At 69.9% G+C, this 22,188-nt stretch carries 21 protein-coding genes and 1 tRNA gene; 16 read left to right on the top strand and 6 right to left on the bottom strand.

The window, feature by feature from the left end:
• Positions 1-152 precede the first annotated feature (152 nt).
• The 10 genes from ssd to A5773_RS00330 are packed head-to-tail and all read left to right on the top strand — an operon-like array spanning position 153 to position 7,418.
• Positions 153-1,205 (top strand): septum site-determining protein Ssd, encoded by a 1,053-nt coding sequence (gene ssd / locus A5773_RS00375; RefSeq protein ID WP_066956013.1) that lies wholly within the window; start codon positions 153-155, stop codon positions 1,203-1,205.
• Entirely contained in the window at positions 1,202-2,374 is a 1,173-nt protein-coding gene (locus tag A5773_RS00370; protein ID WP_067788848.1) for a TadA family conjugal transfer-associated ATPase, read from the top strand. Before ssd ends, A5773_RS00370 begins: the two co-directional genes overlap by 4 nt.
• Positions 2,371-3,165, top strand: a complete 795-nt coding sequence (locus A5773_RS00365) for a type II secretion system F family protein (protein ID WP_067788845.1) — start codon at positions 2,371-2,373, stop codon at positions 3,163-3,165. The genes A5773_RS00370 and A5773_RS00365 overlap by 4 nt, the downstream gene beginning before the upstream one ends.
• Complete coding sequence (locus A5773_RS00360; RefSeq protein ID WP_197505408.1) at positions 3,162-3,758, top strand: type II secretion system F family protein; 597 nt, start codon at positions 3,162-3,164, stop codon at positions 3,756-3,758. Before A5773_RS00365 ends, A5773_RS00360 begins: the two co-directional genes overlap by 4 nt.
• 27 nt (positions 3,759-3,785) lie before the next feature.
• Positions 3,786-3,977 (top strand): DUF4244 domain-containing protein, encoded by a 192-nt coding sequence (locus A5773_RS00355; protein WP_066955635.1) that lies wholly within the window; start codon positions 3,786-3,788, stop codon positions 3,975-3,977.
• A gap of 23 nt (positions 3,978-4,000) precedes the next feature.
• Positions 4,001-4,303, top strand: coding sequence for a TadE family type IV pilus minor pilin (locus tag A5773_RS25865; RefSeq protein WP_156744674.1), 303 nt, complete (start codon positions 4,001-4,003; stop codon positions 4,301-4,303).
• A gap of 31 nt (positions 4,304-4,334) precedes the next feature.
• Positions 4,335-4,625 carry an Rv3654c family TadE-like protein gene (locus tag A5773_RS25860; RefSeq protein WP_369817289.1) on the top strand — a complete coding sequence of 97 codons (291 nt, stop codon included), beginning with the start codon at positions 4,335-4,337 and terminating at the stop codon, positions 4,623-4,625.
• Between the two features lie 29 nt (positions 4,626-4,654).
• A complete protein-coding gene (locus tag A5773_RS00340; RefSeq protein WP_066955632.1) occupies positions 4,655-5,440 on the top strand; it encodes a prolipoprotein diacylglyceryl transferase in 786 nt (261 codons plus the stop codon).
• Positions 5,437-5,871 (top strand): hypothetical protein, encoded by a 435-nt coding sequence (locus A5773_RS00335; protein ID WP_066955629.1) that lies wholly within the window; start codon positions 5,437-5,439, stop codon positions 5,869-5,871. The genes A5773_RS00340 and A5773_RS00335 overlap by 4 nt, the downstream gene beginning before the upstream one ends.
• 5 nt (positions 5,872-5,876) lie before the next feature.
• Positions 5,877-7,418: a radical SAM protein gene (locus A5773_RS00330; protein WP_066956010.1), complete on the top strand. Its 1,542-nt coding sequence runs from the start codon at positions 5,877-5,879 to the stop codon at positions 7,416-7,418.
• On the opposite strand, the gene A5773_RS00325 is transcribed toward A5773_RS00330, so the two are convergent.
• Positions 7,415-8,452, bottom strand: coding sequence for a PAS domain-containing protein (locus A5773_RS00325; RefSeq protein WP_066955626.1), 1,038 nt, complete (start codon positions 8,450-8,452; stop codon positions 7,415-7,417). The two genes, A5773_RS00330 and A5773_RS00325, sit on opposite strands and share 4 nt — an antisense overlap.
• 238 nt (positions 8,453-8,690) lie before the next feature.
• Positions 8,691-11,021 (bottom strand): DEAD/DEAH box helicase, encoded by a 2,331-nt coding sequence (locus tag A5773_RS00320; protein WP_066955624.1) that lies wholly within the window; start codon positions 11,019-11,021, stop codon positions 8,691-8,693.
• A 257-nt stretch (positions 11,022-11,278) separates the two neighbouring features.
• Here A5773_RS00320 and cspA point away from each other — a divergent pair, with 257 nt between their 5' ends.
• From cspA to topA, 3 genes are all read left to right on the top strand, one after another.
• Positions 11,279-11,482 carry a cold shock protein CspA gene (gene cspA / locus A5773_RS00315; RefSeq protein ID WP_066955621.1) on the top strand — a complete coding sequence of 68 codons (204 nt, stop codon included), beginning with the start codon at positions 11,279-11,281 and terminating at the stop codon, positions 11,480-11,482.
• A 143-nt stretch (positions 11,483-11,625) separates the two neighbouring features.
• The gene (locus A5773_RS00310; protein ID WP_066955618.1) at positions 11,626-12,216 is read left to right on the top strand and encodes a hypothetical protein; all 591 of its coding nucleotides are present in this window, start codon (positions 11,626-11,628) and stop codon (positions 12,214-12,216) included.
• Positions 12,217-12,409: 193 nt separating this feature from the next.
• Positions 12,410-15,208 (top strand): type I DNA topoisomerase, encoded by a 2,799-nt coding sequence (gene topA / locus A5773_RS00305; RefSeq protein ID WP_066955615.1) that lies wholly within the window; start codon positions 12,410-12,412, stop codon positions 15,206-15,208.
• A 6-nt stretch (positions 15,209-15,214) separates the two neighbouring features.
• On the opposite strand, the gene A5773_RS00300 is transcribed toward topA, so the two are convergent.
• Positions 15,215-16,888 carry an adenylate/guanylate cyclase domain-containing protein gene (locus A5773_RS00300; RefSeq protein WP_231989174.1) on the bottom strand — a complete coding sequence of 558 codons (1,674 nt, stop codon included), beginning with the start codon at positions 16,886-16,888 and terminating at the stop codon, positions 15,215-15,217.
• A gap of 106 nt (positions 16,889-16,994) precedes the next feature.
• On the opposite strand from A5773_RS00300, the gene A5773_RS00295 reads away from it, so the two are divergent.
• Together A5773_RS00295 and A5773_RS00290 are read left to right on the top strand one after the other, a co-directional pair.
• Positions 16,995-18,203 (top strand): DNA polymerase III subunit delta', encoded by a 1,209-nt coding sequence (locus tag A5773_RS00295; protein WP_066955610.1) that lies wholly within the window; start codon positions 16,995-16,997, stop codon positions 18,201-18,203.
• A 54-nt stretch (positions 18,204-18,257) separates the two neighbouring features.
• Positions 18,258-18,333, top strand: a tRNA-Thr gene (locus A5773_RS00290).
• 96 nt (positions 18,334-18,429) lie between these two features.
• Here A5773_RS00290 and A5773_RS00285 read toward each other — a convergent pair.
• Positions 18,430-20,238: a hypothetical protein gene (locus tag A5773_RS00285; protein ID WP_231989172.1), complete on the bottom strand. Its 1,809-nt coding sequence runs from the start codon at positions 20,236-20,238 to the stop codon at positions 18,430-18,432.
• Between A5773_RS00285 and A5773_RS00280 the strand changes: the two genes are divergently transcribed.
• The gene (locus tag A5773_RS00280; protein WP_156659636.1) at positions 20,204-21,148 is read left to right on the top strand and encodes an NAD-dependent epimerase/dehydratase family protein; all 945 of its coding nucleotides are present in this window, start codon (positions 20,204-20,206) and stop codon (positions 21,146-21,148) included. The genes A5773_RS00285 and A5773_RS00280 overlap by 35 nt on opposite strands.
• Here the strand turns inward: A5773_RS00280 and A5773_RS00275 are convergent.
• Both A5773_RS00275 and A5773_RS00270 read right to left on the bottom strand, forming a co-directional pair.
• Positions 21,145-21,486, bottom strand: coding sequence for a DUF2304 domain-containing protein (locus tag A5773_RS00275; protein WP_066955604.1), 342 nt, complete (start codon positions 21,484-21,486; stop codon positions 21,145-21,147). The genes A5773_RS00280 and A5773_RS00275 overlap by 4 nt on opposite strands.
• Complete coding sequence (locus A5773_RS00270; protein WP_066955600.1) at positions 21,483-22,184, bottom strand: glycosyltransferase family 2 protein; 702 nt, start codon at positions 22,182-22,184, stop codon at positions 21,483-21,485. The genes A5773_RS00275 and A5773_RS00270 overlap by 4 nt, the downstream gene beginning before the upstream one ends.
• Positions 22,185-22,188 lie beyond the last annotated feature (4 nt).

Here is a 22,188-nt window from a genome sequence, read left to right as displayed (position 1 = left end):
GACCGAGCGCCGGTCGATGTCTTTGTGCACACTCGCGTCTCTATCCCCAGATCCGCATTTGGGACTGGCGTCCAACATCGCGAACCCGCCAGAGTGGGCGCGTGACGAGCACCTCCCCGCCCGAAGTGGGGGCTTCCGCGGGCCTCTTGGCGGTGCTGGCGGACCCGGGACTGCGCGGGGATTTGGATCGCGTGGCCGCGGCCGTCGGTGTCCGGGTGGTCCACGCCGGCGGCGCCCTGAGTCGCAAGACGTGGTCTGCCGCCGCGGCCGTGGTGCTGGACGAGGCAGCGGCCGACAGGTGCGGGCGGGCGACGCTTCCCCGCCGCCCGCATGTGATTGTGCTCACGGCGGCCGACCCGGCGACCGCGACATGGGCGGCTGCCGTTGCGGTGGGGGCCGGGCTTGTGTTGCGGCTGCCCGAGCAGGAGCGCGAATTGGTAGGCGCGCTCGCCGAGGCCGCCGAGTCGTCGCGCGACGACGGGTCGCGCGGCGAAGTCGTCGCCGTCACCGGAGGGTGTGGCGGGGCAGGCGCTTCGTCGCTGGCGGTCGCCCTGACGCAGGCCGCCACCGACGCGCTGTTGGTGGACCTCGACCCGTGGGGCGGCGGCATCGATCTACTGCTGGGCGCCGAGAGCGTGCCGGGCCTGCGCTGGCCGGATCTGGCGCTGCAGGGCGGCCGCCTCAACTGGCCGTCCGTACGTGCGGCGCTGCCGCGGCACCGCGGAGTCAGCTTCCTGTCCGGCACGCGGCGCGGATACGAGTTGGCGGCGGGGCCCGTGCAAGCCATCGTCGATGCCGGTCGCCGAGGCCCCGTCACGGTGGTCTGCGACCTTCCGCGTCGCCTCACCGATGCGGTGCAGGCGGCGCTTGATGCCGCCGACCTCGTGGTCGTGGTCAGCCGGTGCGATGTGCGCTCGTGCGCAGCGGCCGGCGCACTGGCTGCGGTGCTGGGCACCGTCAACCCCAACGTGGGATTGGTGGTGCGCGGTCCGTCGCCGGGTGGGTTGCGTGCGGGCGAGATCGCCGACATCACCGGGCTTCCGTTGCTGGCGTCCATGAGGGCGGAGCCGCGCTTCGCCGAGCAGCTGGAGCGCGGCGGCCTACGGGTCGGACGGCGATCCGCGCTCGCCGCCGCGGCCCGCGAGGTGCTAGCCGTATTACCGCGTGCCTCGTCAGGGCCGGCACGAAACGGCAGGGCCGCGTGAGTGGTTCGCTGATCGATCGGGTGCGTGAGCGGCTGGCCGCCGAAGCCGCCCCGCTGGGCGCTCCCGTGGGGCCGAGCGCCGTGGCCGCCGCGATTCGGGCCGAGTCCGGCGGGATGCTGGGCGACACGGAGGTGCTGGCCAATCTCCGGGTGTTGCAGACCGAGCTGACCGGCGCCGGCATCCTCGAACCGTTGTTGTGCGCGGACGGCACCACCGATGTCTTGGTCACCGCGCCCGATGCGGTGTGGGTCGACGACGGGAATGGTTTGCGCCGCACGCAAGTTCGGTTCGCCGACGAGGCGGCGGTGCGGCGCCTGGCACAGCGGCTGGCGCTGGCCGCCGGCAGGCGGCTGGACGACGCGCAGCCGTGGGTGGACGGCCAGCTCACCGGCATCGGCGCCGGGTTCGCGGTGCGCTTACACGCGGTGCTGCCGCCCGTGGCGGCCGCCGGCACGTGCCTGTCGCTGCGGGTGTTGCGGCCGGCCAGCCAGGACCTGGCCGCCCTGACCGCGGCGGGCTCCTTGACTCCCGAGGCGGCCGCCCTGGTCGCCGACATCATCGCCGCCCGGCTGGCCTTCCTGGTGTGCGGCGGCACGGGCGCCGGCAAGACGACCTTGCTCGCGGCAATGCTCGGTGCCGTCGCGCCCACCGAACGGATCGTGTGCGTCGAGGACGCCGCCGAGCTGGCGCCCCGGCATCCGCACCTGGTGAAGCTGGTCGCGCGGTGCGCCAACGTCGAGGGCGTCGGCGAGGTTCCGGTGCGCCAACTCGTGCGCCAAGCGTTGCGGATGCGGCCCGACCGCATCGTGGTCGGCGAGGTGCGGGGCGCCGAGGTGGTTGATCTGCTGGCGGCGTTGAACACGGGCCACGACGGGGGAGCCGGCACGGTCCACGCGAACAATCCGGCCGAAGTTCCGGCCCGGCTCGAGGCGCTGGGCGCGCTGGGCGGTCTCGATCGCGCGGCGCTGCACAGTCAACTCGCCGCGGCCGTGCAGGTGCTGTTGCATGTCACCCGGGATCGCAGCGGGCGGCGCCGGCTCGGTGAAGTCGCCGTGCTGCGCCAGATTGCGGGACGAGTCCGCGCGGTCACCGTGTGGCATGCCGACGCGGGCTTGACCGACGACGCCGACCTCCTGCATCGCCTGTTGCAAAGCCGGATGCCGGCATGAACGGCCCGATAGCGGGCGAACTGCTGTTGGCGCTCGCGCTCGTCGTCCTTCCGGCGTCGCCGCGGCGCCGTCTCGCGCCCGCGCCGTCGGACCGTCGGTGGCGCCCGCGCACCGGGCCCGGCTGGCTTGCCGCGGCGGTCGTGGGCGCCGCCGCCGTGCTGGTGCCGTTGACGACGCTGCTGGCGGTCGCGGTCGTTGCGGCGACTGCGGGCCTGCGCTATCACCGCCGCCACCGCATCCGGTCCGCCCAGCGCGAGGGCCACGCGCTGGAAGGCGCACTCGACGTGCTCGTCGGCGAATTGCGGGTCGGGTCGCATCCGGCGCGCGCATTCGGCGTGGCCGCCGGTGAATCCGCCGGCGCGGTTGCGGAGTCGTTGCGGGCGGTGGCCGCCCGCGCCAGGTTGGGGGCCGACGTCGCGGCCGGCCTGCGCGTGGCGGCGAAGTCGTCTGCGCTGCCCGCGCAATGGGATCGCCTCGCGCTGTGTTGGCAACTGGCCAGCGATCACGGCCTGGCGATAGCCACCCTGATGCGCGCCGCGCAGCGCGACATCGCTGAGCGGCAACGGTTCTCGGCGCGGGTGACATCGAACATGGCCGGTGCGCGCGCAACCGCGGTGATCCTGGCGGGCCTGCCGGTGCTCGGCGTGCTGCTGGGCCAACTGATCGGGGCGCGACCGCTGGCCTTCCTGTTGGGCGGGCACGCGGGCGGATGGCTCTTGGTGGTCGGTTCAGCCCTGGCGTGCGGCGGCCTGTTGTGGGCCGACCGCATCACCGATCGGCTCGAGTCATGACGACGGCGGCGGTGTTGCTGGCGGTGGCCGCGTGGATCGGCCCCGGTCCGTCGCTGGTGCGGGCGCGGGCGCGGATGCCGGTCCGCGAGCACCGAGCGCGCCCGGGGAGCGGGCCGGCGCACGGGCCCGACCCGCTGGCGGTGGCGTCCTGCCTCGACGTGCTGGCCGTGTGCCTGGGAGCGGGCATGGCGGTGGCCACCGCCGCGGCGGCCGCCGCGGCGTCCGCACCGCCGACGTTGGCCCGCGTGCTGCGGCGCGCGGCCGATCTGTTGGCGCTGGGCGCCGATCCCGTTGTCGCCTGGACGATTACGCCGGATGCGCGGGCCAACTCCGCTGATGCCCAGGCCGAAGCGTTGCTGCGGCTGGCTCGGCGGTCGGCGGCCTCGGGTGCGGCGCTGGCCGAGGGTGTCGCCGACCTGGCCGACCAGGCCCGTCACGACGCCGCGCACGCGGCCACCGCAACCGCAGAGCGCGCGGGGGTGCTGATCGCCGGACCGCTCGGATTGTGCTTCCTGCCGGCTTTCGTGTGCCTGGGGATCGTTCCGGTGGTGGCCGGGCTCGCCGGCAACGTCTTGCAGTCGGGATTGTGGTGAGAAGAAAGGGAAGCATTGCTGCACAACATGTTTCGAGGGCTACTGGCCCGCGTGACGGTCCTGGTGTCCGACGAGTCGGGCATGTCCACGGTCGAATACGCCATCGGCACGATCGCCGCCGCCGCCTTCGGTGCGATCCTGTACACAGTCGTGACCGGCGACTCCGTCGTGTCGGCGCTGACCAACATCATCGGTCGCGCGCTCAACACCAAGGTCTAGCCGGCGGTGCGGGTGCCAGCACCGTGGAGGCGGCGCTGGGCGTCGCCACGCTGGTCGTCGTGCTGGTGCTGTGTCTGGCCGGCGTCACCGCGGTGTCGATGCAGATTCGCTGCGTGGACGCCGCCCGCGAGGCGGCCCGGCTCGCGGCCCGCGGCGACGAACGCACGGCGCTCGGCGCGGCTCGCCGCATCGCCCCCGGCGGGGCGCGGGTCGAGGTGCACCGCGACGGCGAGTTCCTGGTGGCCACCGTCGTCGCGCGCTCGAAGTTGTTGCCGGCGCTCGACATCGCGGCCAAAGCGGTCTCGATGGCGGAGCCGTCGGGATGATCGGGGCTCGGCCACCCTGGTCGCCGCCTGGATGGTCGCGGTGCTGCTGTGCGTCACGGGGGGCGGGGCGTACCTCGGTTCGGTGGTGGTGGCGCGGCATCGCGCGCAGGCGGCGGCCGATCTGGCGGCGTTGGCCGCGGCGGCCCGGCTGCCGGCGGGGGCCGAAGCCGCCTGCGCCCGCGCGACGGCGGTGGCCCACCAGATGCAAACCGGCGACGCCAGTTGTGCCGTGGACGATCTCGACGTCGTCGTCAGGGTCCGGGTGGCGGTCTTCGGCGGCGCGGCGATCGCCGCCGCGCGGGCGGGGCCCGTTAGCGGCTGACGCGGGCCCGTGCGTAATAGTCTGTCGACGTGGTGCCGCAGTGGCGGATCGGCCCGTTCGTGTTGCCGGTGCATGGTGTCTTCGTCGCGCTGGGCGTCCTGGCCGCCGCCGTCGTGTTCATCGTCGAGGCCCGCCGGCGCGGAGCGGTCAACGAACAATCGTTGGTGGCGGTGACCGGCGCCCTGGTCGGTGGCGCGGTGGGCATGCGCCTCTCCGGTTGGGCCGAGCACCTCGACGTCCGCCTCAACCCGTCGCTGCTACAGGCCTGGGAATTCGGGTCGCGCAGCATTCTGGGCGGACTGTGCGGCGCCTACCTCGGCGTCCTGATCGCCAAGCGCATCGGCGGCTACACCGGCAAGACGGGTGACTTGTTCGCTCCGGCGGTCGCGCTGGGCATGGCGATCGGCCGCGTCGGCTGCCACCTCACCGAAGCGCCGGGACGCCCGACCGGCCTGCCGTGGGGCATCCACGCCCCGGCCGGCACACCGAAATGTCCCGGTTGCCTCGCGGGCGTGGCAATGCACCCGTCGTTCCTCTACGAAATCGCCTTTCAGCTGGCCGCGTTCGCGGTCCTGCTGTGGTTGCGCAACCGGATAAGTCATCCGGGTGAGCTGTTCGTCCTCTACGTGGCGGGGTATGCGGTGTTCCGGTTCCTGGTCGAGTTCGTCCGGGCCAACGAGACCGTGTGGCTGGGCCTGACCCGGCCGCAGTGGTTTCTCCTGCCCTCGCTCCTGCTCATCGCCATCCGGCTGCGCCTGGGGTATCGGCGGGGCCACTACGACACCTTGCTGCGACGGGAGGCGGTTCCCGCATGACGAACCCACCGCCGGGTCCGCCTCCGCCGGACGGCTGGCGCCCCCCGGACTGGCCCCCACCCGGTTATCCCTATGACATGAACCGGCCCTACCCCGGCTGGCAACCGCCGCCGAGCAAGCCGAGCGGCGGCGAAATCTTCGGCGCGGCCATCGCCGGGATGGCGCTGTATGCCGGAATCAACACCGTCGTCGGCCCGCTGGTGCTGTTCGGGCTCGCCAATGCCGTCGCTCCGAAGATCGCCTTCGCGGCCGGAGCCGTCATGCTCGGGCTGATCGCGTTCGCAGGCGGGGGAGCGCTGTTGTTCGTGAAGACGAGTGCCTGGGCGAGGGGAATCGGCATGGGATTGATGATCGGCTGGGCACTCACCTCGATCTTCACCGTCGGCATCTGTACCGGATTGAACCCGATGCTCTATCACATCACCCGATGAGCGGCATGGAACTGCGGGGCGACCGAATCCACCGCTACGTCAACGCGTTTTGCCCCCAGTGTCACGCCGAGGAACCCGATCGTCCGCTGGGCGACGTGGCACGGCTCAGCGGCTGGCTGGCCGTGCGCGGCGACGGGCAGGTCTGGCTGGAACGGGGCTGCCCGAGACACGGGCTCGTTCGAACGCTGTACGACGAAGACCCCGAGATCCTTGCCTACCTCGAGGAGTGGACCGCGCCCACCAAGGCGCATGTCCCCGATGAGCCGGACAACTTCGACCCGATCCCGTCGGCCTATCTACGCGGCCTGCCGCCGATGCAGACTCAACACACCTGCATCCTGCTGGAGGACATCGCCGCGACCTGCAACCTGCGCTGCCCAACGTGTTTCGCCGATTCCTCGCCGGACCTCCGCAATGTCGTCGCGGTGGGTGACGTGCTGGCCAACGTCGACCAGCGGCTCGCACGGGAGAACGGCCGCCTGGATGTGGTGATGCTCAGCGGTGGCGAGCCCAGCCTGCACCCGCAGCTGCCCGAGCTGCTCGCCGAGCTCAGCTCGCGACCGATAACACGAATCCTGCTGAACACCAACGGTATCCGGATAGCTCAGGATGACGAGCTGCTCGACCTGCTCACCGAGCACCGGGAACGCACCGAGGTGTACCTGCAGTACGACGGGCTCTCGCCGGCCGCGCACCGCTATCACCGTGGCGGCGACCTATCGCGCCTCAAGGAGTCGGCGCTGCGGCGACTTTCCGAACGCGAGGTCTTCACCACGCTCGTGATGACGGCGGCACTCGGTGTCAACGACACCGAGATCGGCGACATCGTCAAGCTGGCGCTGGACACGCCCTATGTCGGTGGTGTTTGCATCCAGCCGCAATTCGGTTCCGGGCGTTCGGGTCTCATTGACCCGGCCAGCCGCCTCACCCACACCGGTGTGCTGAAGCGGTTGGGACCGCAGACGACCGGCCTGGTCACCTGGCGGGATCTGACCGCGCTGCCATGCTCGCACCCCCATTGCTGCTCGGTCGGGTACCTGCTTCGTGAGGACAACGGGAACTGGCGCTCGCTGGTCGCACTGATGGGCCACGACAACCTCAAGGACAAGCTGGGGTTGATCGCCAACCGGATCGCCGACTCCGACATTCCCCGGGAATTGCGGCTGGCCGTACGGGAATCCCTGATGGGGTTGCTGTCGGAGCAGTCTTCGTTGTCGCATCCTGCGATGTCGGACGTGTGGCGCATGATCTGCGAGAACTGCGATCTGGGCATGGCGACGTTGCTCACCGTGGCGTCGGCCGCCCTGCCGGGGCGGCGACGCCAACTGAGGCGGATGCTGGGTGAGCGTGTCGTTCGGGTCACGGTCAAACCGTTCATGGACATGTCCACGATGATCGAAGAGCGGCTGGTGCAGTGCTGCGTGCACGTCGGCACGAGGTCGTCGCAGGATCAGTGCGCGCCGTTCTGCGCGGTGCAGGCGTGGCCGCAACTCGGGGGCCAGCGGCTGTCGGTCGCCGCCGACCGCTTGCTGCCCGTCGTGGGTTAGGCCGTCGGGTCGGGGCCGCCCGAAAATCCGGCGGCGGCGAGTTCCTCTTCCGAGGGCAACCGCAGCGAGACCAGTCCGGCGTAGGTATCCGGTTCGAGTTCCACCCTGTTGACCGTGACGTGCACCGGCACCCAATCGTTGTCATGGCCGGGCATTCGCAGCACCCGGCTGGTCGCACCGTGGGCGAATTCTTCGGTCATCGAGGACACCAAGTGCTGATCGTCGGGGTGAACCTTCGGCTTGCCGGTCTCACTGCCGCGCCAGTCGTAGAACGTGCAGGGCTCGTCCAGCCATTTCAGCAAAGCCCAGTTCTTCAGGTCGATCAGCGCGCGGTGGACGCCGGCCTGAGCGAGCCCGCTCAGGATCCGTTGCGCCAGATCGTCTGTCGAGACCCCCGGGCCCTTGAGTTCGGCACGCCAATTGATCGCCCGCGCGACCAGGTGGTCCCGGCCGTCGGGCCCCGCCTCCAGGCCGGTGCGCGCGACGAAGCCGATCCGCATGGGGTTGCCCTGCCAATCGGTGAGATCCCAAGTGCTGCACAGTGTTTGGTCGGGCTCGGCCTTCACGGCCATGGCCAGCACCTTGGTCTCGTTGGGGTTGAGCTCGCGCGAGGGAAGGTCTTCCGCGAAGGCCCTGCCGAAGGTGACCTCGACTTCGGGATTTTTTCCGCTGTTGGCCAACGACTCCCGGGTGTCGGTGGCGACACCCATGGTCAGGTCCCACTTCAGCGGCCCGGGGGTCGGCCGCTCGGGCGGCTCGACGTCGGCGGGGCCGGTCCACACGTGCACCCCGTGGATATGGCCGTCGGACATCACCACCGGTTCGGTGCGAATGACGCGGTCGCGCTTGGGAGTGATGCTGGTCAAGCTCTGACCAGTCTGTACCGACTCGGCGATCGCCGTCCGAACCGCGGAGAGATAGGGACTGCGGCGCATGAACGTGGTGATCGGGACGAGATTTTTCAATTGGCGTCCCTGCGCCACCACGGTGGGTTCACCCCCCAGCGTCTCCACGAGCAACCAGTCGTGGCCCATGCCGCCGATTTTACGGCGACGGCCCGCATTGTTGGGACCTCGGGCCTACCGGCCATGTCGGCGCCGTCCGCGGGCCTTCAGCGTCGCCCCGCCGGTGAGCCGGTGAAACTTGCCAATGTTGTTGTGGCCTTGGTAGTTTGCTGCTGCGCCCGCGAGGTCGGGGTGTCGCCGCTCACCGATGAGCGTCCGTTGGCCCGTCAGCTGGCATCCGTGGGGTCGACCGTCGAGGGGTCGGTCGTCATCCGCCGGATTGCTCGACGTGCGGCAGCTCCGTGAGGACCAGTTGCAACACCCGCACCGCACCCTCCTTGTCGAGGGGGTCGTTGCCGTTGCCGCATTTCGGGGACTGCACGCAGGACGGACAACCCCGGGGGCACTCACATGCCTCGATGGCGGCGGCGGTCGCTCCCAGCCAGGTACGCGCCTGGCGAAAACCGCGCTCGGCGAACCCGGCGCCGCCCGGATACCCGTCGTACACGAAGACACTGGGCAGACCGGCCGGGTCCGGTCCCACCGCGGTGGACAAGCCGCCGATATCGCCCCGATCGCAGCTGGCCACCAGCGGCAGCAGGCCGATCGCCGCGTGCTCGGCGGCGTGCAGTGATCCGGGGATCCGCGGCGCATCAATCCCCTTGCGCAGCAAGGCCTCTTCGGTGATGGTGTACATGACCGCGGTAGTCGCCAGCGTGTGTTCCGGCATGTCTAACTCGATGAAGTCGATCACCTCACCGGAAAGGCGGCGACGCAGATACCCCACCACTTGGTGGGTGACGGTGACGGGCACCAGACCCAGGGTGACGGACCCGAACCGCGTGCGTTCGCCGGTACCGGTGACGGTGATGTCGGTGATTTCCCGCGCAAACGTCGCGTACCCGGGGTCCTCGGCGTGCACGAAGGCGATCGCATCCTCGAGGTTCAACGAGTCGACGACATAGCTCTCCCCTTGATGGAGGTAGACGGCGCCCGGATGGACCGATGCCGGGGCCTGACCGACACCGGTACTGCCCAGCAGCCGCCCGGTGTCCGCCTCCACGATGACGATCTGGCCACCCGACGACCCCCGGATGTCCACCGCCCCATGCGGTTCTAGGCCTGCCGCGGGAAAGTACTTGCCGTTGCGCCGCCGCAGCAGTCCGTCGTCGATCAGACCCTCGGCCACCTCGGTTGCCCCGAAGTCGCGCACCTCGGCCTCGTCGAGTGGCATTTCGGTTGCGGCGCAGAGCAGTTGGGGCCCCAGAATGTAGGGGTTGGCGGGGTCGATCACCACCCGCTCGACCGGCTTGCCCAGCAGCGCGGCGGGATTGTGCACCAGATACGTGTCCAGCGGATCGTCGCGGGCGATCAGCACCACCAGCGCGCCCTGCCCGCGCCGGCCCGACCGGCCGGCCTGCTGCCAGAACGAGGCGACCGTGCCCGGGAACCCGGCGAGGACCACCGCGTCCAGCCCGGCGATGTCGACACCCAACTCCAGGGCGTTCGTGGTGGCCAGGCCGCGCAACCGGCCCTCTGCGAGGGCCCGCTCCAACGCGGTGCGGTCCTCGGCGAGATACCCGGCCCGATACGACGCCACCTTGCCGGAGAGCCCGGGGGCGATCTCGTCCAATCGCGCCTGCGTGCCCAACGCCGTCAACTCAGCGGCGCGGCGCGACCGCACGAACGTCAGCGTCTGCGCCCCTTCGGCGATCAGGTCGGCCATCACCCGCGCCGCCTCCGCTCCGGCCGAGCGACGCACTGGCGCGCCATTCTCACCGAGCAGGTCGGCGCGCAGCGCCGGTTCCCACAACGCGACCGTCCGGGCGCCCTGCGGCGAACCGTCCTCGGTGACCTCCTCGACCGGTAGCCCGATGAGCTCGGCGGCCGTCGCGCCCGGTTCGTCGGTGGTCGCGCTGGCGAAGATGACCGTGGGCGCGGACGAGTAGCGCGCGCACAGCCGCAGCAACCGCCGCAACACCATCGCCACGTTGGAGCCGAAAACCCCACGGTAGTAATGGCATTCGTCGACTATCACGAAGCGGAGACCGCGCAGCAGCACGGCCCAGCGGGCATGGTTGCGCAGAATCGACAAATGGATCATGTCGGGATTGGAGAACAGCCACCGGGATCGCTCCCGCGCGAACCGGCGGACTTCCGGGGGGCTGTCGCCGTCGTAGGCGGTGGGCGCCACGTCATGCAGCCGTGGAACGGCGGCCGTCAGCGCGTGCGCGGCCCGCAACTGGTCGTGGCCCAGCGCCTTCGTCGGGGACAGATACAACACCCGGGCGCGCGGATCGATGGTCAGCGCATTGAGAACGGGAAGCTGATACGCCAATGACTTGCCCGACGCGGTCCCGGTGCTCACCACCACATGACGGCCGGCGTGCGCCAGTTCCGCGGCGGCCGACTGGTGTGACCAGGGCGAAATCACCCCGCGGTCGGTGAACGCGCGCACCACGTCCGGCTCGGCCCAACCCGGCCAACTGTGCGGACGGCCGCTTCGTGGCGGCAGTTCGGCGACGTGCCGCAGTGGATGCTCGTCGGCGTCGGTACCGGCGAGCGCGGCGGCGAGCAGGTCGCTGCCGAAACTCGCCATTCGCACCCTCCTGGGATCGGCTTGGAATGAGTCCAAGACGCAAGTCTGTCGCCGAAGCGATGAACATGGTTGACTATTCGCGGTCGCAGCTTCTGTGTTCGTGCAAACTTTCGCAGGATCGACGTTGCGGCCGCGGTTCCTGCGAGGTTAATCGGTCGGGTGAAGTTCCGGCGACTGAGCGAGGTATGGCGGTCGTACCAGGCCCGGGGCATCGGCAGGCGGTGCCCCGCACCCAGAAGAAAAGGAAAGATCGAGAGATGCCACAGGGAACTGTGAAGTGGTTCAACGCGGAGAAGGGCTTCGGGTTCATTGCCCCCGAAGACGGTTCCGCAGATGTTTTTGTCCACTACACGGAGATCCAGGGTTCGGGCTTCCGTACCCTCGAAGAAAACCAGAAGGTCGAGTTCGAAATCGGCCACAGCCCTAAGGGCCCCCAGGCCACCGGAGTCCGCCCCGCTTAACCGGAGCAGGTCTTCCACGAACCCCCCGTGCAGTCCCGCCCAGCGGGCCCGTCGGGGGGTTTTCGTATTCCGTCCGGTCCCGAAGCGCCGCCGCGCCGGTTGCCTCAAGACGCGGATGGTCGAACTGGCCTACTGTCGGTGGCGTGAGCCAGCTTTCCTTCTTCACAGCGGAGTCGGTGCCGCCCGCGGTAGCCGATCTCTCCGGGGTGCTGGCGGCTTCCGGTCAGATCGTCATGGTCGGCGGTCCGGGGGCGCAGGGCGCGCGACTTTCCGTGGTGGTGGACCAGGCCTGGCGGGCCGCCGCGCTGGCCGAGATGATCCGCGAAGCGGGGCTGGAGCCCGAGATCGGCCACACCGACGAGGACACCCCGCTGGTGCGGACGGCGGTCACCGCCGCATTGGTGAGTTTGGCCGCCGAATGGACGCGCGGCGCGGTCAAAACGGTGCCGCCGCGCTGGCTGCCCGGGCCGCGGGAATTGCGGGCCTGGACGCTGGCGGCCGGTCATCCCGAGGGCGACCATTACCTGTTGGGCCTGGATCCCCACGCGCCCGATACCCATTCCCCACTGGCGTCGGCTTTGATGCGGGTCGGAATCGCCCCCACATTGATCGGCACCCGCGGCGGCAGGCCGGCACTGCGGATCAGCGGCCGTCGCCGGCTATCGCGCCTGGTAGAGAACGTGGGGGACGCCCCCGACGGCGTCGACGCGTCATCGGTGTGGCCGCGGGTATAACCGTCGAAAAAGATTTGTGTTTCCGGCGGCCGGTTTGCGCAGTCGCGCCTCAGGGTGCGAAATTGTCAGGTGCCCGAGGGCGAAGGAACGCTGGCGTATCTGAATTTCCGCGGAATTTTTGACGCCGGCCTGTCATTCTTCTGCGGGGCGGCCTCGCAGGGGGGCCGGGATCAAGGATGGAGCGTAAGCGTAGTTGGCCGACCCGAATCTCAAGGACCGCGAGAGCGGCCGGGCTGGGAGCCGTAGGCGACTCGTCATCGTCGAGTCGCCGACCAAGGCGCGCAAATTGGCCGGTTACCTGGGCTCCAACTACATCGTCGAATCCTCGCGTGGCCACATCCGCGACCTGCCCCGCGCCGCGGCCGACGTGCCGGCGAAATACAAGTCGGAGCCGTGGGCCCGCCTCGGTGTCAACGTGGATCACGACTTCGAGCCGCTCTACATCATCAGCCCCGAGAAGAAGAGCACCGTAAGCGAGCTGAAGGGCCTGCTCAAGGGCGTCGACGAGCTCTACCTGGCCACGGATGGTGACCGCGAGGGCGAAGCCATCGCCTGGCACCTGCTGGAGACCCTGAAGCCGAACGTCCCGGTCAAGCGGATGGTGTTTCACGAGATCACCGAGCCGGCGATCCTGGAGGCCGCCGAGAACCCCCGTGACCTGGACATCGACCTGGTCGACGCGCAGGAAACCCGCCGCATCCTGGACCGGCTGTACGGCTACGAGGTCAGCCCGGTGCTGTGGAAGAAGGTGGCACCGAAGCTGTCGGCGGGGCGGGTCCAGTCGGTGGCCACACGCATCATCGTGCAGCGGGAACGCGACCGCATGGCGTTCCGCAGCGCCTCCTACTGGGACATCCTGGCCCGGCTGGACGCCAGCGTGTCCGACCCGCAGGCCGCACCGCCGACCTTCACCGCCCGGCTGACCAGCGTCGACGGCCTGCGCGTTGCCACCGGCCGCGACTTCGACTCGCTGGGCCAGCTGCGCAAGGCCGACGAGGTGACCGTGCTGGACGAGGCCCGGGCGACCGAGCTGGCCAGCGGGCTGCACGGGGCGCAGCTGTCGGTCGCCTCGGTGGAGGAGAAGCCCTACACCCGCCGGCCCTACGCGCCGTTCATGACGTCGACGCTGCAGCAGGAGGCCGGCCGCAAGTTGCGGTTCTCCTCGGAGCGCACCATGAGCATCGCCCAGCGGCTCTACGAGAACGGCTACATCACCTATATGCGTACCGACTCGACGACGCTGTCGCAGTCGGCCATCAACGCCGCGCGCACGCAGGCGCGGCAGCTCTACGGCGAGGAGTACGTCTCCCCGTCGCCGCGCCAGTACACCCGCAAGGTGAAGAACGCTCAGGAGGCGCACGAGGCGATCCGGCCCGCCGGTGAGACCTTCGCCACCCCGGACGCGGTGCGCCGCGAGCTCGACGGCGACGAATTCCGGCTCTACGAGCTGATCTGGCAGCGCACCGTGGCCTCGCAGATGGCCGACGCGCGCGGGACGACGCTGAGCCTGCGGATCAACGGCGAATCCGACGGCCGCCAGGTCGTCTTCAGCGCCAGCGGGCGCACCATCACCTTCGCCGGCTTCTTGAAGGCCTACGTGGAGACCGTCGACGAATTGGCCGGCGGCGAGGCCGATGACGCCGAGAGCCGGCTGCCGCAGTTGACGCAGGGCCAGCGGCTGGACGCCATCGAGCTGACGCCCGACGGCCACGCCACCAACCCGCCGGCACGCTATACGGAGGCGTCGCTGGTGAAGGCGCTCGAGGAGCTGGGCATCGGCCGGCCGTCGACGTACTCGTCGATCATCAAGACCATCCAGGACCGCGGTTACGTGCACAAGAAGGGCAGCGCCCTGGTGCCCTCGTGGGTCGCGTTCGCTGTAATCGGTTTGCTGGAGCGCCATTTCGGCCGGCTGGTCGATTACGGCTTCACCGCCGCGATGGAGGACGAGCTCGACGCGATCGCCTCGGGGCAGGAGCGGCGCACCGACTGGCTCAACCGCTTCTACTTCGGCGGCGACCACGGAGTGGCCGATTCGGTGGCGCGCTCCGGCGGCCTGAAGAAGCTCGTCGGCGTCAACCTCGAAGGCATCGATGCCCGAGAAGTCAACTCCATCAAGCTGTTTGACGACGATCAGGGTCGCCCCGTGTACGTCCGGGTGGGCAAGAACGGGCCCTACCTGGAACGCATGGTGACCAACGACGAGGGTGAGCTCGGGCCGCAGCGCGCCAATCTCAACGATTCGCTGACGCCGGACGAGCTGACCCTGGAGGTGGCCGAGGAGCTGTTCGCCACGCCGCAAGAGGGACGCGCGTTGGGCGTCGACCCGGAGACTGGTCACGAGATCGTCGCCAAGGACGGCCGGTACGGCCCCTACGTGACCGAGATCCTCCCGCCGCCACCGGAAGACGACGAAGGCGGCGCCCCGGCCAAGAAGGGGAAGAAGCCGACGGGACCCAAGCCGCGCACCGGCTCGCTGCTGCGCAGCATGGACCTGCAGACCGTCACCCTCGAGGACGCGCTGAAGTTGCTGTCGCTGCCCCGGGTGGTCGGCGTGGACCCGCAGACGGGTGAGGAGATCACCGCACAAAACGGCCGCTACGGCCCATACCTCAAGCGCGGCACCGACTCTCGTTCACTGGCTACTGAGGACCAGATCTTCGAGATCACGCTCGACGAGGCGCTGAAGATCTACGCCGAACCCAAACGCCGCGGCAGGCAGGCCGCGGCCGCGCCACCGTTGCGGGAGCTGGGCGCCGACCCGGCGACCGGCAAGCCGATGGTGATCAAGGACGGCCGATTCGGTCCCTACGTCACCGACGGCGAGACGAACGCGAGCCTGCGCAAGGGCGACGACGTCCTGTCGATCACCGACGAACGCGCCGCCGAACTGCTGGCCGATCGGCGGGCCCGTGGTCCGGTGAAGCGTCCCGCGAAGAAGGCCGCCCGCAAGAAGGCCCCGGCCAAGAAGGCCGCCAAGCGCAGCAGCTAGCCCGGGCTAGTAGCCCGGACCGATCGACTCGCTGTGCACCTCTTCGGGGGCCCGCACGGGCTGGGAGTCCGTGACTCCGGCCAGCTTGACCGGCCGGGCCAGCTGAGTGGGGGCGGTGCGGCCCCGCAGCTCGACGACTTCGCCCACGTCCCAGCACAACGCCTCGGCGTCCAGCGCGCCGCTGACGGCGATCGCCGACGCCAGCACGTGGCCGGACTCGAGCTTGGCCAGCTCGGTCAGCCGGGCGGCCTCGTTGACCGGGTCGCCGATCACGGTGTATTCGAAGCGGGCCTGCGCGCCGATGTGCCCGGCGATCGCCCTGCCCGCCGAGACGCCGATGCCGAACTCCGCCGACCCGATGACCGGGAGCAGCTCGTCGTGCAGCTCGCGCGCCGCGGCGAGCGCCCCGCCGGAAGCGTCGGGGTGTTCGATCGGCGCACCGAAGATGGCCAGGGCGGCGTCGCCCTGGAACTTGTTGACGAAACCGCCGTGCCGGCCCACGGTTTCGACCACCACGCGGAAGAACTCGTTGAGCAGGTGGACCACCTCGGCGGGCGGGCGGGTCGCGGCCAGCTTGGTGGAGCCGACTAGGTCGACGAACAGCACCGCAACGTGGCGCTCCTGACCGCCCAGCTCGGTGCCGCGTTCCAGGGCGCGGCGCGCGACGTCTTCACCGACATAGCGGCCGAACAGGTCGCGCAGCCGCTGCCGCTCGGACAGGTCACGCACCATGTCGTTGAAGCCGGCCTGCAGCAGGCCCAGCTCGCTGGCGTCGTAGATCTGCATGTGCGCGTTGTAGTTTCCGCGCTGCACCTCGGACAGCGCCCAGCGCAGCTGGCGCAGCGGGTCGGCGATCGACATGGCCACCAGCAGGGTGCTGACGAAGCCGATGCCCAACGCTGCCAGCGCCAGCAACAGGATGGGGGTGAACAGCTTCTCCGGCGTGGCGTGCAGCAGGGATGCCTTGTCCGCCATCACCGCCAGCACAATGGCCAGCACCGGGACGGCGGTGGACAGCATCCACGTCAGGATCTGCCGCAGGATGACGCCGGGCGCCTGCACGTTCTCGGGCACGCCGCTGCGCAGGGCCGCCACGGCCACCGGCCGCAGCACCCGCTCGGACTGCAGGTAGCCGATGATCGCGGTCGCCGCGGCGCCGAGCCCGGTGGCGACGGCGACGACGGGAGCGGCGAATCGGGCCACCGACCAGCTGGCGATGATGAACACCACGCCGCCGATGCACCAGGCCGCCATGCTGATCAGCGTGCGATAGAAGGGCATTCGCAGGGCGCGGCTGCGCGCCAGCTCGGTGGCGGCCGGGTCGGCCTCGGCGAGCAGGTTGTCGCGGCGCTGCCAGCGGAAGACCGGCATCAGCAGCTTCAGGTTGACCATCCAGCCGGCCAGGAACAGCACCACCAGCGCGGTCGCGAAGACCGCCAGATTCAGGACCGGCAGATCCTGCAACTGGATGCGATCCTCGGGGGGCAGGGCGTAACGCAGGAAGCCCAGCACGAACAGGGCGCCGATGATGTCGGCCTGGAGCATGCTCAGCGAGAACAACGGCCACGGGGTACGCACCACCCACCGGACGAATGCGCTGATCCGCCCGGGCAGTGCTCCCGCTGTTGCCACGATCCCACCGTATCGGTCAGCAGGGACTTGTCGGAAACTTACAACGATCTCGGCGGGCCCCCATTCGGGCCGAAAAGAGCCGAAATGTAACGGGATTGTCCCAATACGGTGGCCGATCGGTATATGTCGGCGGTGGTGGCTACTGTTACCCGTGATGTCCGGGGTGTTTACGCGGCTGGTAGGCCAGGACGTGGTGACGGCCGAACTGCTCGCCGCCGCGAGGGCGGCGCGCGGTGATCTGGTTCACAGCGAAGCGGGCGCCGGGACTATGACACATGCATGGCTGATCACGGGTCCCCCCGGGTCGGGGCGCTCGGTCGCGGCGCTGTGCTTCGCCGCCGCGCTGCAGTGCACCTCCGATGGGGAACCGGGGTGCGGGCAATGCCGGGCGTGCACGACGACCATGGCCGGCACCCACTCCGATGTGCGCCGGGTGATCCCCGAAGGGCTGTCCATCGGGGTGGACGAGATGCGTGCCATCGTGCAGATCGCGTCCCGGCGTCCGGCCACCGGGCACCGGCAGATCGTGGTGATCGAGGACGCCGACCGGCTCACCGAGGGCGCCGCCAACGCGCTGCTCAAGGTCGTCGAGGAGCCGCCGCCGTCGACCGTGTTCCTGCTGTGCGCGCCGTCGGTGGATCCCGAGGACATCGCCATCACGTTGCGTTCCCGCTGCCGGCACGTCGCGCTGGTCACCCCGCCGACCGAGGCGATCGCGCGCGTCCTGATCGAGAGCGACGGCTTGACTCCGGACACCGCGAACTGGGCGGCGTCGGTCAGCGGCGGCCACGTGGGCCGGGCGCGCCGGCTGGCCACCGATTCCGAGGCCCGGGAACGCCGCGAGCGGGCGCTGGCGCTGGTGCGCGACGCCGCGACGCCGTCGCGGGCGTACGCCGCCGCCGAGGAGCTGGTGGCCGCGGCCGAAGCCGAGGCCTTGGTGCTCACGGCGGACCGCGCCGAGGCCGAGACCGAGGAGTTGCGTACGGCGCTGGGCGCCGGCGGCACGGGTAAGGGCACCGCCGGGGCGATGCGGGGCGCCACGGGCGCGATGAAAGACCTGGAACGGCGCCAGAAGTCGCGTCAAACCCGGGCCTCACGCGACGCGCTGGATCGGGCGCTGATCGACTTGGCGAACTATTTCCGGGACGCGCTCATGGTTTCGTCGGGCGCGGGCTCGGTGCGGCCCAATCATCCGGATATGGCCGATCGGGTGGCGGCGCTGGCCGCCCACGCCCCGCCGCAGCGGTTGCTGCGCTGCATCGAGGCGGTGCTGGAGTGCCGCGAGGCGTTGGCGATCAACGTCAAGCCCAAGTTCGCCGTCGACGCCATGGTGGCCACCTTTGGCCAGGAACTGCGCGATTAATTTCGTCGCGCCCGCCCGCCTGCCGTAGACTCGTGCCGCCCGGCGTGAGGGTGTGCCGCCTTAGCTCAGTCGGTAGAGCGATTCACTCGTAATGAATAGGTCGGGGGTTCGATTCCCCCAGGCGGCTCCACAATTCTTCTCCACCCAGCATCACGCCAGGGCGACGTTCGGCGTCCAGCGTCACGCCGGCGTGACCGTCGGTGCCGATGGCTCGGCGAGTGTGCGGCTAGGCCGGCGCCAGGAACCCCACCGGACCCGACGCGACGCATAACGCCAGCGCGGTGGTGTTGGCGCGCACGGTGATCGCGTCCCCGGCGCCGGGCAGCCGGGCGAAGACCCGGTTGAGCCCGGGATGCACGGGGACCTTGACGTCGGGTCCCTGCGTCAGCGCCAGCGTCATCGTTCCCTCGCTGTTGGCCAGGTAATTGAGCTCGACGCTCCAGTCGGCGGGCAGCAGCGGGCCGTCCAGGACCAGGCGCGCCGGCTTGTCCGGCTGCGCGAAGTAGCCGCACTGCGGCATGGGGCCGGGCACGATGGTCCGCACCCAGGTCACCCGCGCCTTGACCAGTCGGCCCGAGCTGTCAAGCATGCGCAATTGAGTTGTGGCGGAGGCGAATTCGGGCCGGTCGTGCAGCAGGGCGAACAGGTGGCTGGCCAGGTTCTCCGGCGCCGCCACCCGTTGCAGCACCAGCGGATCGACCTCTTGGTCCAGCAGCGGCGCCGTGGAGGCCGCGTGCGCCGCGGCCAGATCGGCCCGGGCGTTCTGTAGATAGCGCTGGGCCGGGTTGTCCCGCCAGCTGATCAAGAAGGTCGCCGTCGAATACAGGCTGCTGGCCACGAACAACGCCGTCACACCCAGCGTCGCCGCGGTGCGTCTGGGTGAGGCGTCCAGCCAGCGCGGCGCGGCGGGCCGGTTCGGCGCGCAGAACGCGACGGCGGCCAGCAGCGCCAACACGAAGACGAGATCCGGGAAATAGCGCAAGGTTTGGGCGAGTTCCAGCGCGGTCAGCTTCGACGAGCGCATCAGATAGATCGGCACCTGGCAGGCGACGGCGTAGCCGGCCGCGGTCAGCCACACCGGTACGATGCGCTGCTTGCGCACAAGCGAGACCGCCACGGTGCCGCCCAGCACCAGCCAGCCGAGCGCCATCACGAGCGGCGGGGGCGTGGCCCACGGTGAGGCCGGCGCCCACCGGTCCCAGTGCCACGGGCCCCCGGCAAGCCCGGGGACGATGCCGTGCGTGATCGATCGCGCCAGCAGGTCCGCCGTCATCGCCAGGTCCGAGCTCCACCGGCCTTGGTTGACGACGGCCAGGTAGAGCGCGATCCAGCCCGCGGTGAGCGCCAGCGTCGCTACCCATAGCCGCCGCCCGGCGCGCCACACCGTCAGCAGCGCCGCCCGGTCGCCGTCGACGTGACGCAGCAGCGCTACCACCGCGAACGCGACGAACGGGATGACCGCCGCCTTCTCGAAGAACAGCAGCCCACCGAAGTAGGCCAGCGTCCCGGTTATCGCATAGCGCTGGTTTCCCGTCCGCACCAGCAGGATGGCGTCGGCGCACACCCATGCCAGCGCCGCCAGCATCGGCAGTGAGTTCAGCGCCGCCGCCCACCACGCGAACCCCGGTACCGCCAACGGGGTGAACAGCGCGAAGGTCAGCGGGACCAGCAGCACCGGCCGCCGGCCGAGGATGACGTACAGGGCGCGCAGCAGCGCCAGCGAGGCCAGCAGCTGCAGCACCAGCAGGCTGATCGCCGGCCCGGTCCAGTTCAGCGGAGCCAGCCGGACGATGGCGCCGCCGAGCAGGAAAGCGCCCGGCATGACGTGGCCGTCGTGGTCGTCGAACAGGTACGCCGGCGAGAGCAGGTTGTGGGTGCCGGCCTTCCCGATGAGGATCAGGTCGTCCCAGTAGAAATAGCCGCCGAACGCCAGCACCGCGCGTATGCCCAGCTGAATGGCGATCAGCGCCGCGGCCAGGGCCAGTATGTATGGTGGGCCGGTGCGCGCACTGGTTACCGGGGCAGCCGGATTCATCGGGTCGACGCTAGTCGACCGTCTGCTGGCCGACGGCCACACCGTGGTGGGGCTGGACAACTTCGCCACCGGTCGCGCGACCAACCTCGAGCACCTGGCCGACAACCCCGCGCACGTCTTTGTCGAGGCGGACATCGTCACCGCCGATCTGCAGGCCATCCTCGACGAGCACCGGCCCGAGGTGGTGTTCCACCTGGCGGCTCAAATCGACGTGCGGCACTCGGTGGCCGACCCGCAATTCGACGCCTCGGTCAACGTGATCGGTACGGTGCGCGTGGCGGAGGCGGCGCGGCGGACGGGGGTGCGCAAGATCGTGCACACCTCGTCGGGCGGATCCATCTACGGCACCCCGCCGGTGTACCCGACGCCCGAGACGGTGCCGACCGACCCGGCCTCGCCGTATGCCGCGGGAAAGGTGGCGGGCGAGATCTACCTGAACACCTTCCGCCACCTCTACGGCCTGGACTGCTCGCACATCGCTCCGGCCAACGTCTACGGACCGCGGCAGGACCCGCACGGCGAAGCCGGCGTCGTGGCGATCTTCGCCCAGGCGCTGCTGTCGGGTAAGCCCACCAAGGTGTTCGGCGACGGCAGCAAGACCCGCGACTACGTGTTCGTCGACGACGTGGTGGACGCCTTCGTCAAGGCCGCGGGGGAGGCCGGCGGCGGCCAGCGGTTCAACATCGGCACCGGAATGGAAACCTCGGACCGGCAACTGCATTCGGCCGTGGCCGCGGCGGTCGGGGGGCCCGACGACCCGGAGTTTCATCCGGACCGCCTGGGCGACCTGAGGCGGTCGTGCCTCGACATCGGTTTGGCCGAACGGGTTTTGGGGTGGCGTCCGCAGGTCCGGCTCGACGACGGCGTGCGCCGCACGGTCGAGTACTTCCGCAGCGGCCAGACGGTCTAGCTGTGTTCGGGCGCCTGCGCGCCCTCGAGCGCCAGGGCGCGGGCGAGCCGGGCATATCGCAGTTCCAGGTCCTTGAACCGCATATACGTGCTGAGCGTGGTGAAGCAGAAGGCCATCACGAGCGCGTACAGCATCAGGTCGGTGCCGCGGCGCACCCCGAACCACTGCGCCACGACCGTGGTGTCGTCGGGCCGCAGCACGGCATAGACACCGGCCAGCACGAAGACGATGTAGCCCACCTTGACCCAGGCCCGGGACCGCGCGTTCCGCCGCGACCGCAGCAGATAGACCAGCAGCGCGATGATCGACCCGATCAGCAGCACCTGGATCCAGTTCATCTTGGAATCCTCCCTCGCAGGAACCCGTCGAAGATGATGTTGACGCCGTTGAGAAGCGGCTGTCCCTTCGACTTGGAGTAATCGGTGTAGAGCACCTCGACCGGTTGTTCGACAACGCGCCAATGGTTTTCGGCGATCAGCATGATGAACTCGTTGGCGTGGCTCATGCCGCTCATGGTGATATCCAGTCCGTCGGCAACCTTCTTGTTGAAGACCCGCAACCCATTGTTGGTGTCGGTCAAGCCAAGTCGGCGACCACGACGGCTCAGGCGCGCGGCGGTCTGCAGAACCAGCCGCTTCACGAACGGCGGCCGGGTGCCACCGGGCGCGCCGAACCGCGTCCCGATGACCACGTCGACGTCCTCCGCGCAAAGCCGGTCCACCATCGCGGCCAGATCCTTGACCCGATGCTGCCCGTCGCCGTCGAACGTGGCGAACACCTGCGCCCCAGGCTGTTTGCGGGCGTATTCGACGCCGGTCTGGATGGCCGCGCCCTGGCCCAGGTTGATCGGATGCCGCACCAGATGAGCACCGGCCCGCCTGGCCGCCTCGCCGGTGCCGTCGGTGCTGCCGTCGTCCACGCAGACGACATTGTCGAAGATCGAGCGCACATCGGCGACCACCTCGCCGATGACGGTGGCTTCGTTGAAGGCGGGGATGACGATCCAGGCGCCCGAGTATTTGGAGTCAGTAACCATCTAG

Source organism: Mycobacterium sp. 852014-52450_SCH5900713, assembly GCF_001667075.1.
Classification (GTDB): domain Bacteria; phylum Actinomycetota; class Actinomycetes; order Mycobacteriales; family Mycobacteriaceae; genus Mycobacterium.
The sequence above is the reverse complement of the archived record's forward strand: the minus strand, read 5'-3'. Positions and strand labels throughout refer to the sequence as shown.

Bases quoted from the DNA above. Each gene is read 5' to 3' on its own strand.
- A5773_RS00275 (WP_066955604.1), bottom strand. From the start codon at position 21,486: ATGAACTGGATCCAGGTGCTGCTGATCGGGTCGATCATCGCGCTGCTG.
- A5773_RS00285 (WP_231989172.1), bottom strand. From the start codon at position 20,238: ATGAATCCGGCTGCCCCGGTAACCAGTGCGCGCACCGGCCCACCATAC.
- A5773_RS25860 (WP_369817289.1), top strand. From the start codon at position 4,335: ATGGTCGCGGTGCTGCTGTGCGTCACGGGGGGCGGGGCGTACCTCGGT.
- A5773_RS00270 (WP_066955600.1), bottom strand. From the start codon at position 22,184: ATGGTTACTGACTCCAAATACTCGGGCGCCTGGATCGTCATCCCCGCC.
- A5773_RS00355 (WP_066955635.1), top strand. From the start codon at position 3,786: ATGTTTCGAGGGCTACTGGCCCGCGTGACGGTCCTGGTGTCCGACGAG.
- A5773_RS00365 (WP_067788845.1), top strand. From the start codon at position 2,371: ATGAACGGCCCGATAGCGGGCGAACTGCTGTTGGCGCTCGCGCTCGTC.
- A5773_RS00335 (WP_066955629.1), top strand. From the start codon at position 5,437: ATGACGAACCCACCGCCGGGTCCGCCTCCGCCGGACGGCTGGCGCCCC.
- A5773_RS00360 (WP_197505408.1), top strand. From the start codon at position 3,162: ATGACGACGGCGGCGGTGTTGCTGGCGGTGGCCGCGTGGATCGGCCCC.
- A5773_RS00330 (WP_066956010.1), top strand. From the start codon at position 5,877: ATGGAACTGCGGGGCGACCGAATCCACCGCTACGTCAACGCGTTTTGC.
- A5773_RS00325 (WP_066955626.1), bottom strand. From the start codon at position 8,452: ATGGGCCACGACTGGTTGCTCGTGGAGACGCTGGGGGGTGAACCCACC.
- cspA (WP_066955621.1), top strand. From the start codon at position 11,279: ATGCCACAGGGAACTGTGAAGTGGTTCAACGCGGAGAAGGGCTTCGGG.
- A5773_RS00320 (WP_066955624.1), bottom strand. From the start codon at position 11,021: ATGGCGAGTTTCGGCAGCGACCTGCTCGCCGCCGCGCTCGCCGGTACC.
- A5773_RS00295 (WP_066955610.1), top strand. From the start codon at position 16,995: ATGTCCGGGGTGTTTACGCGGCTGGTAGGCCAGGACGTGGTGACGGCC.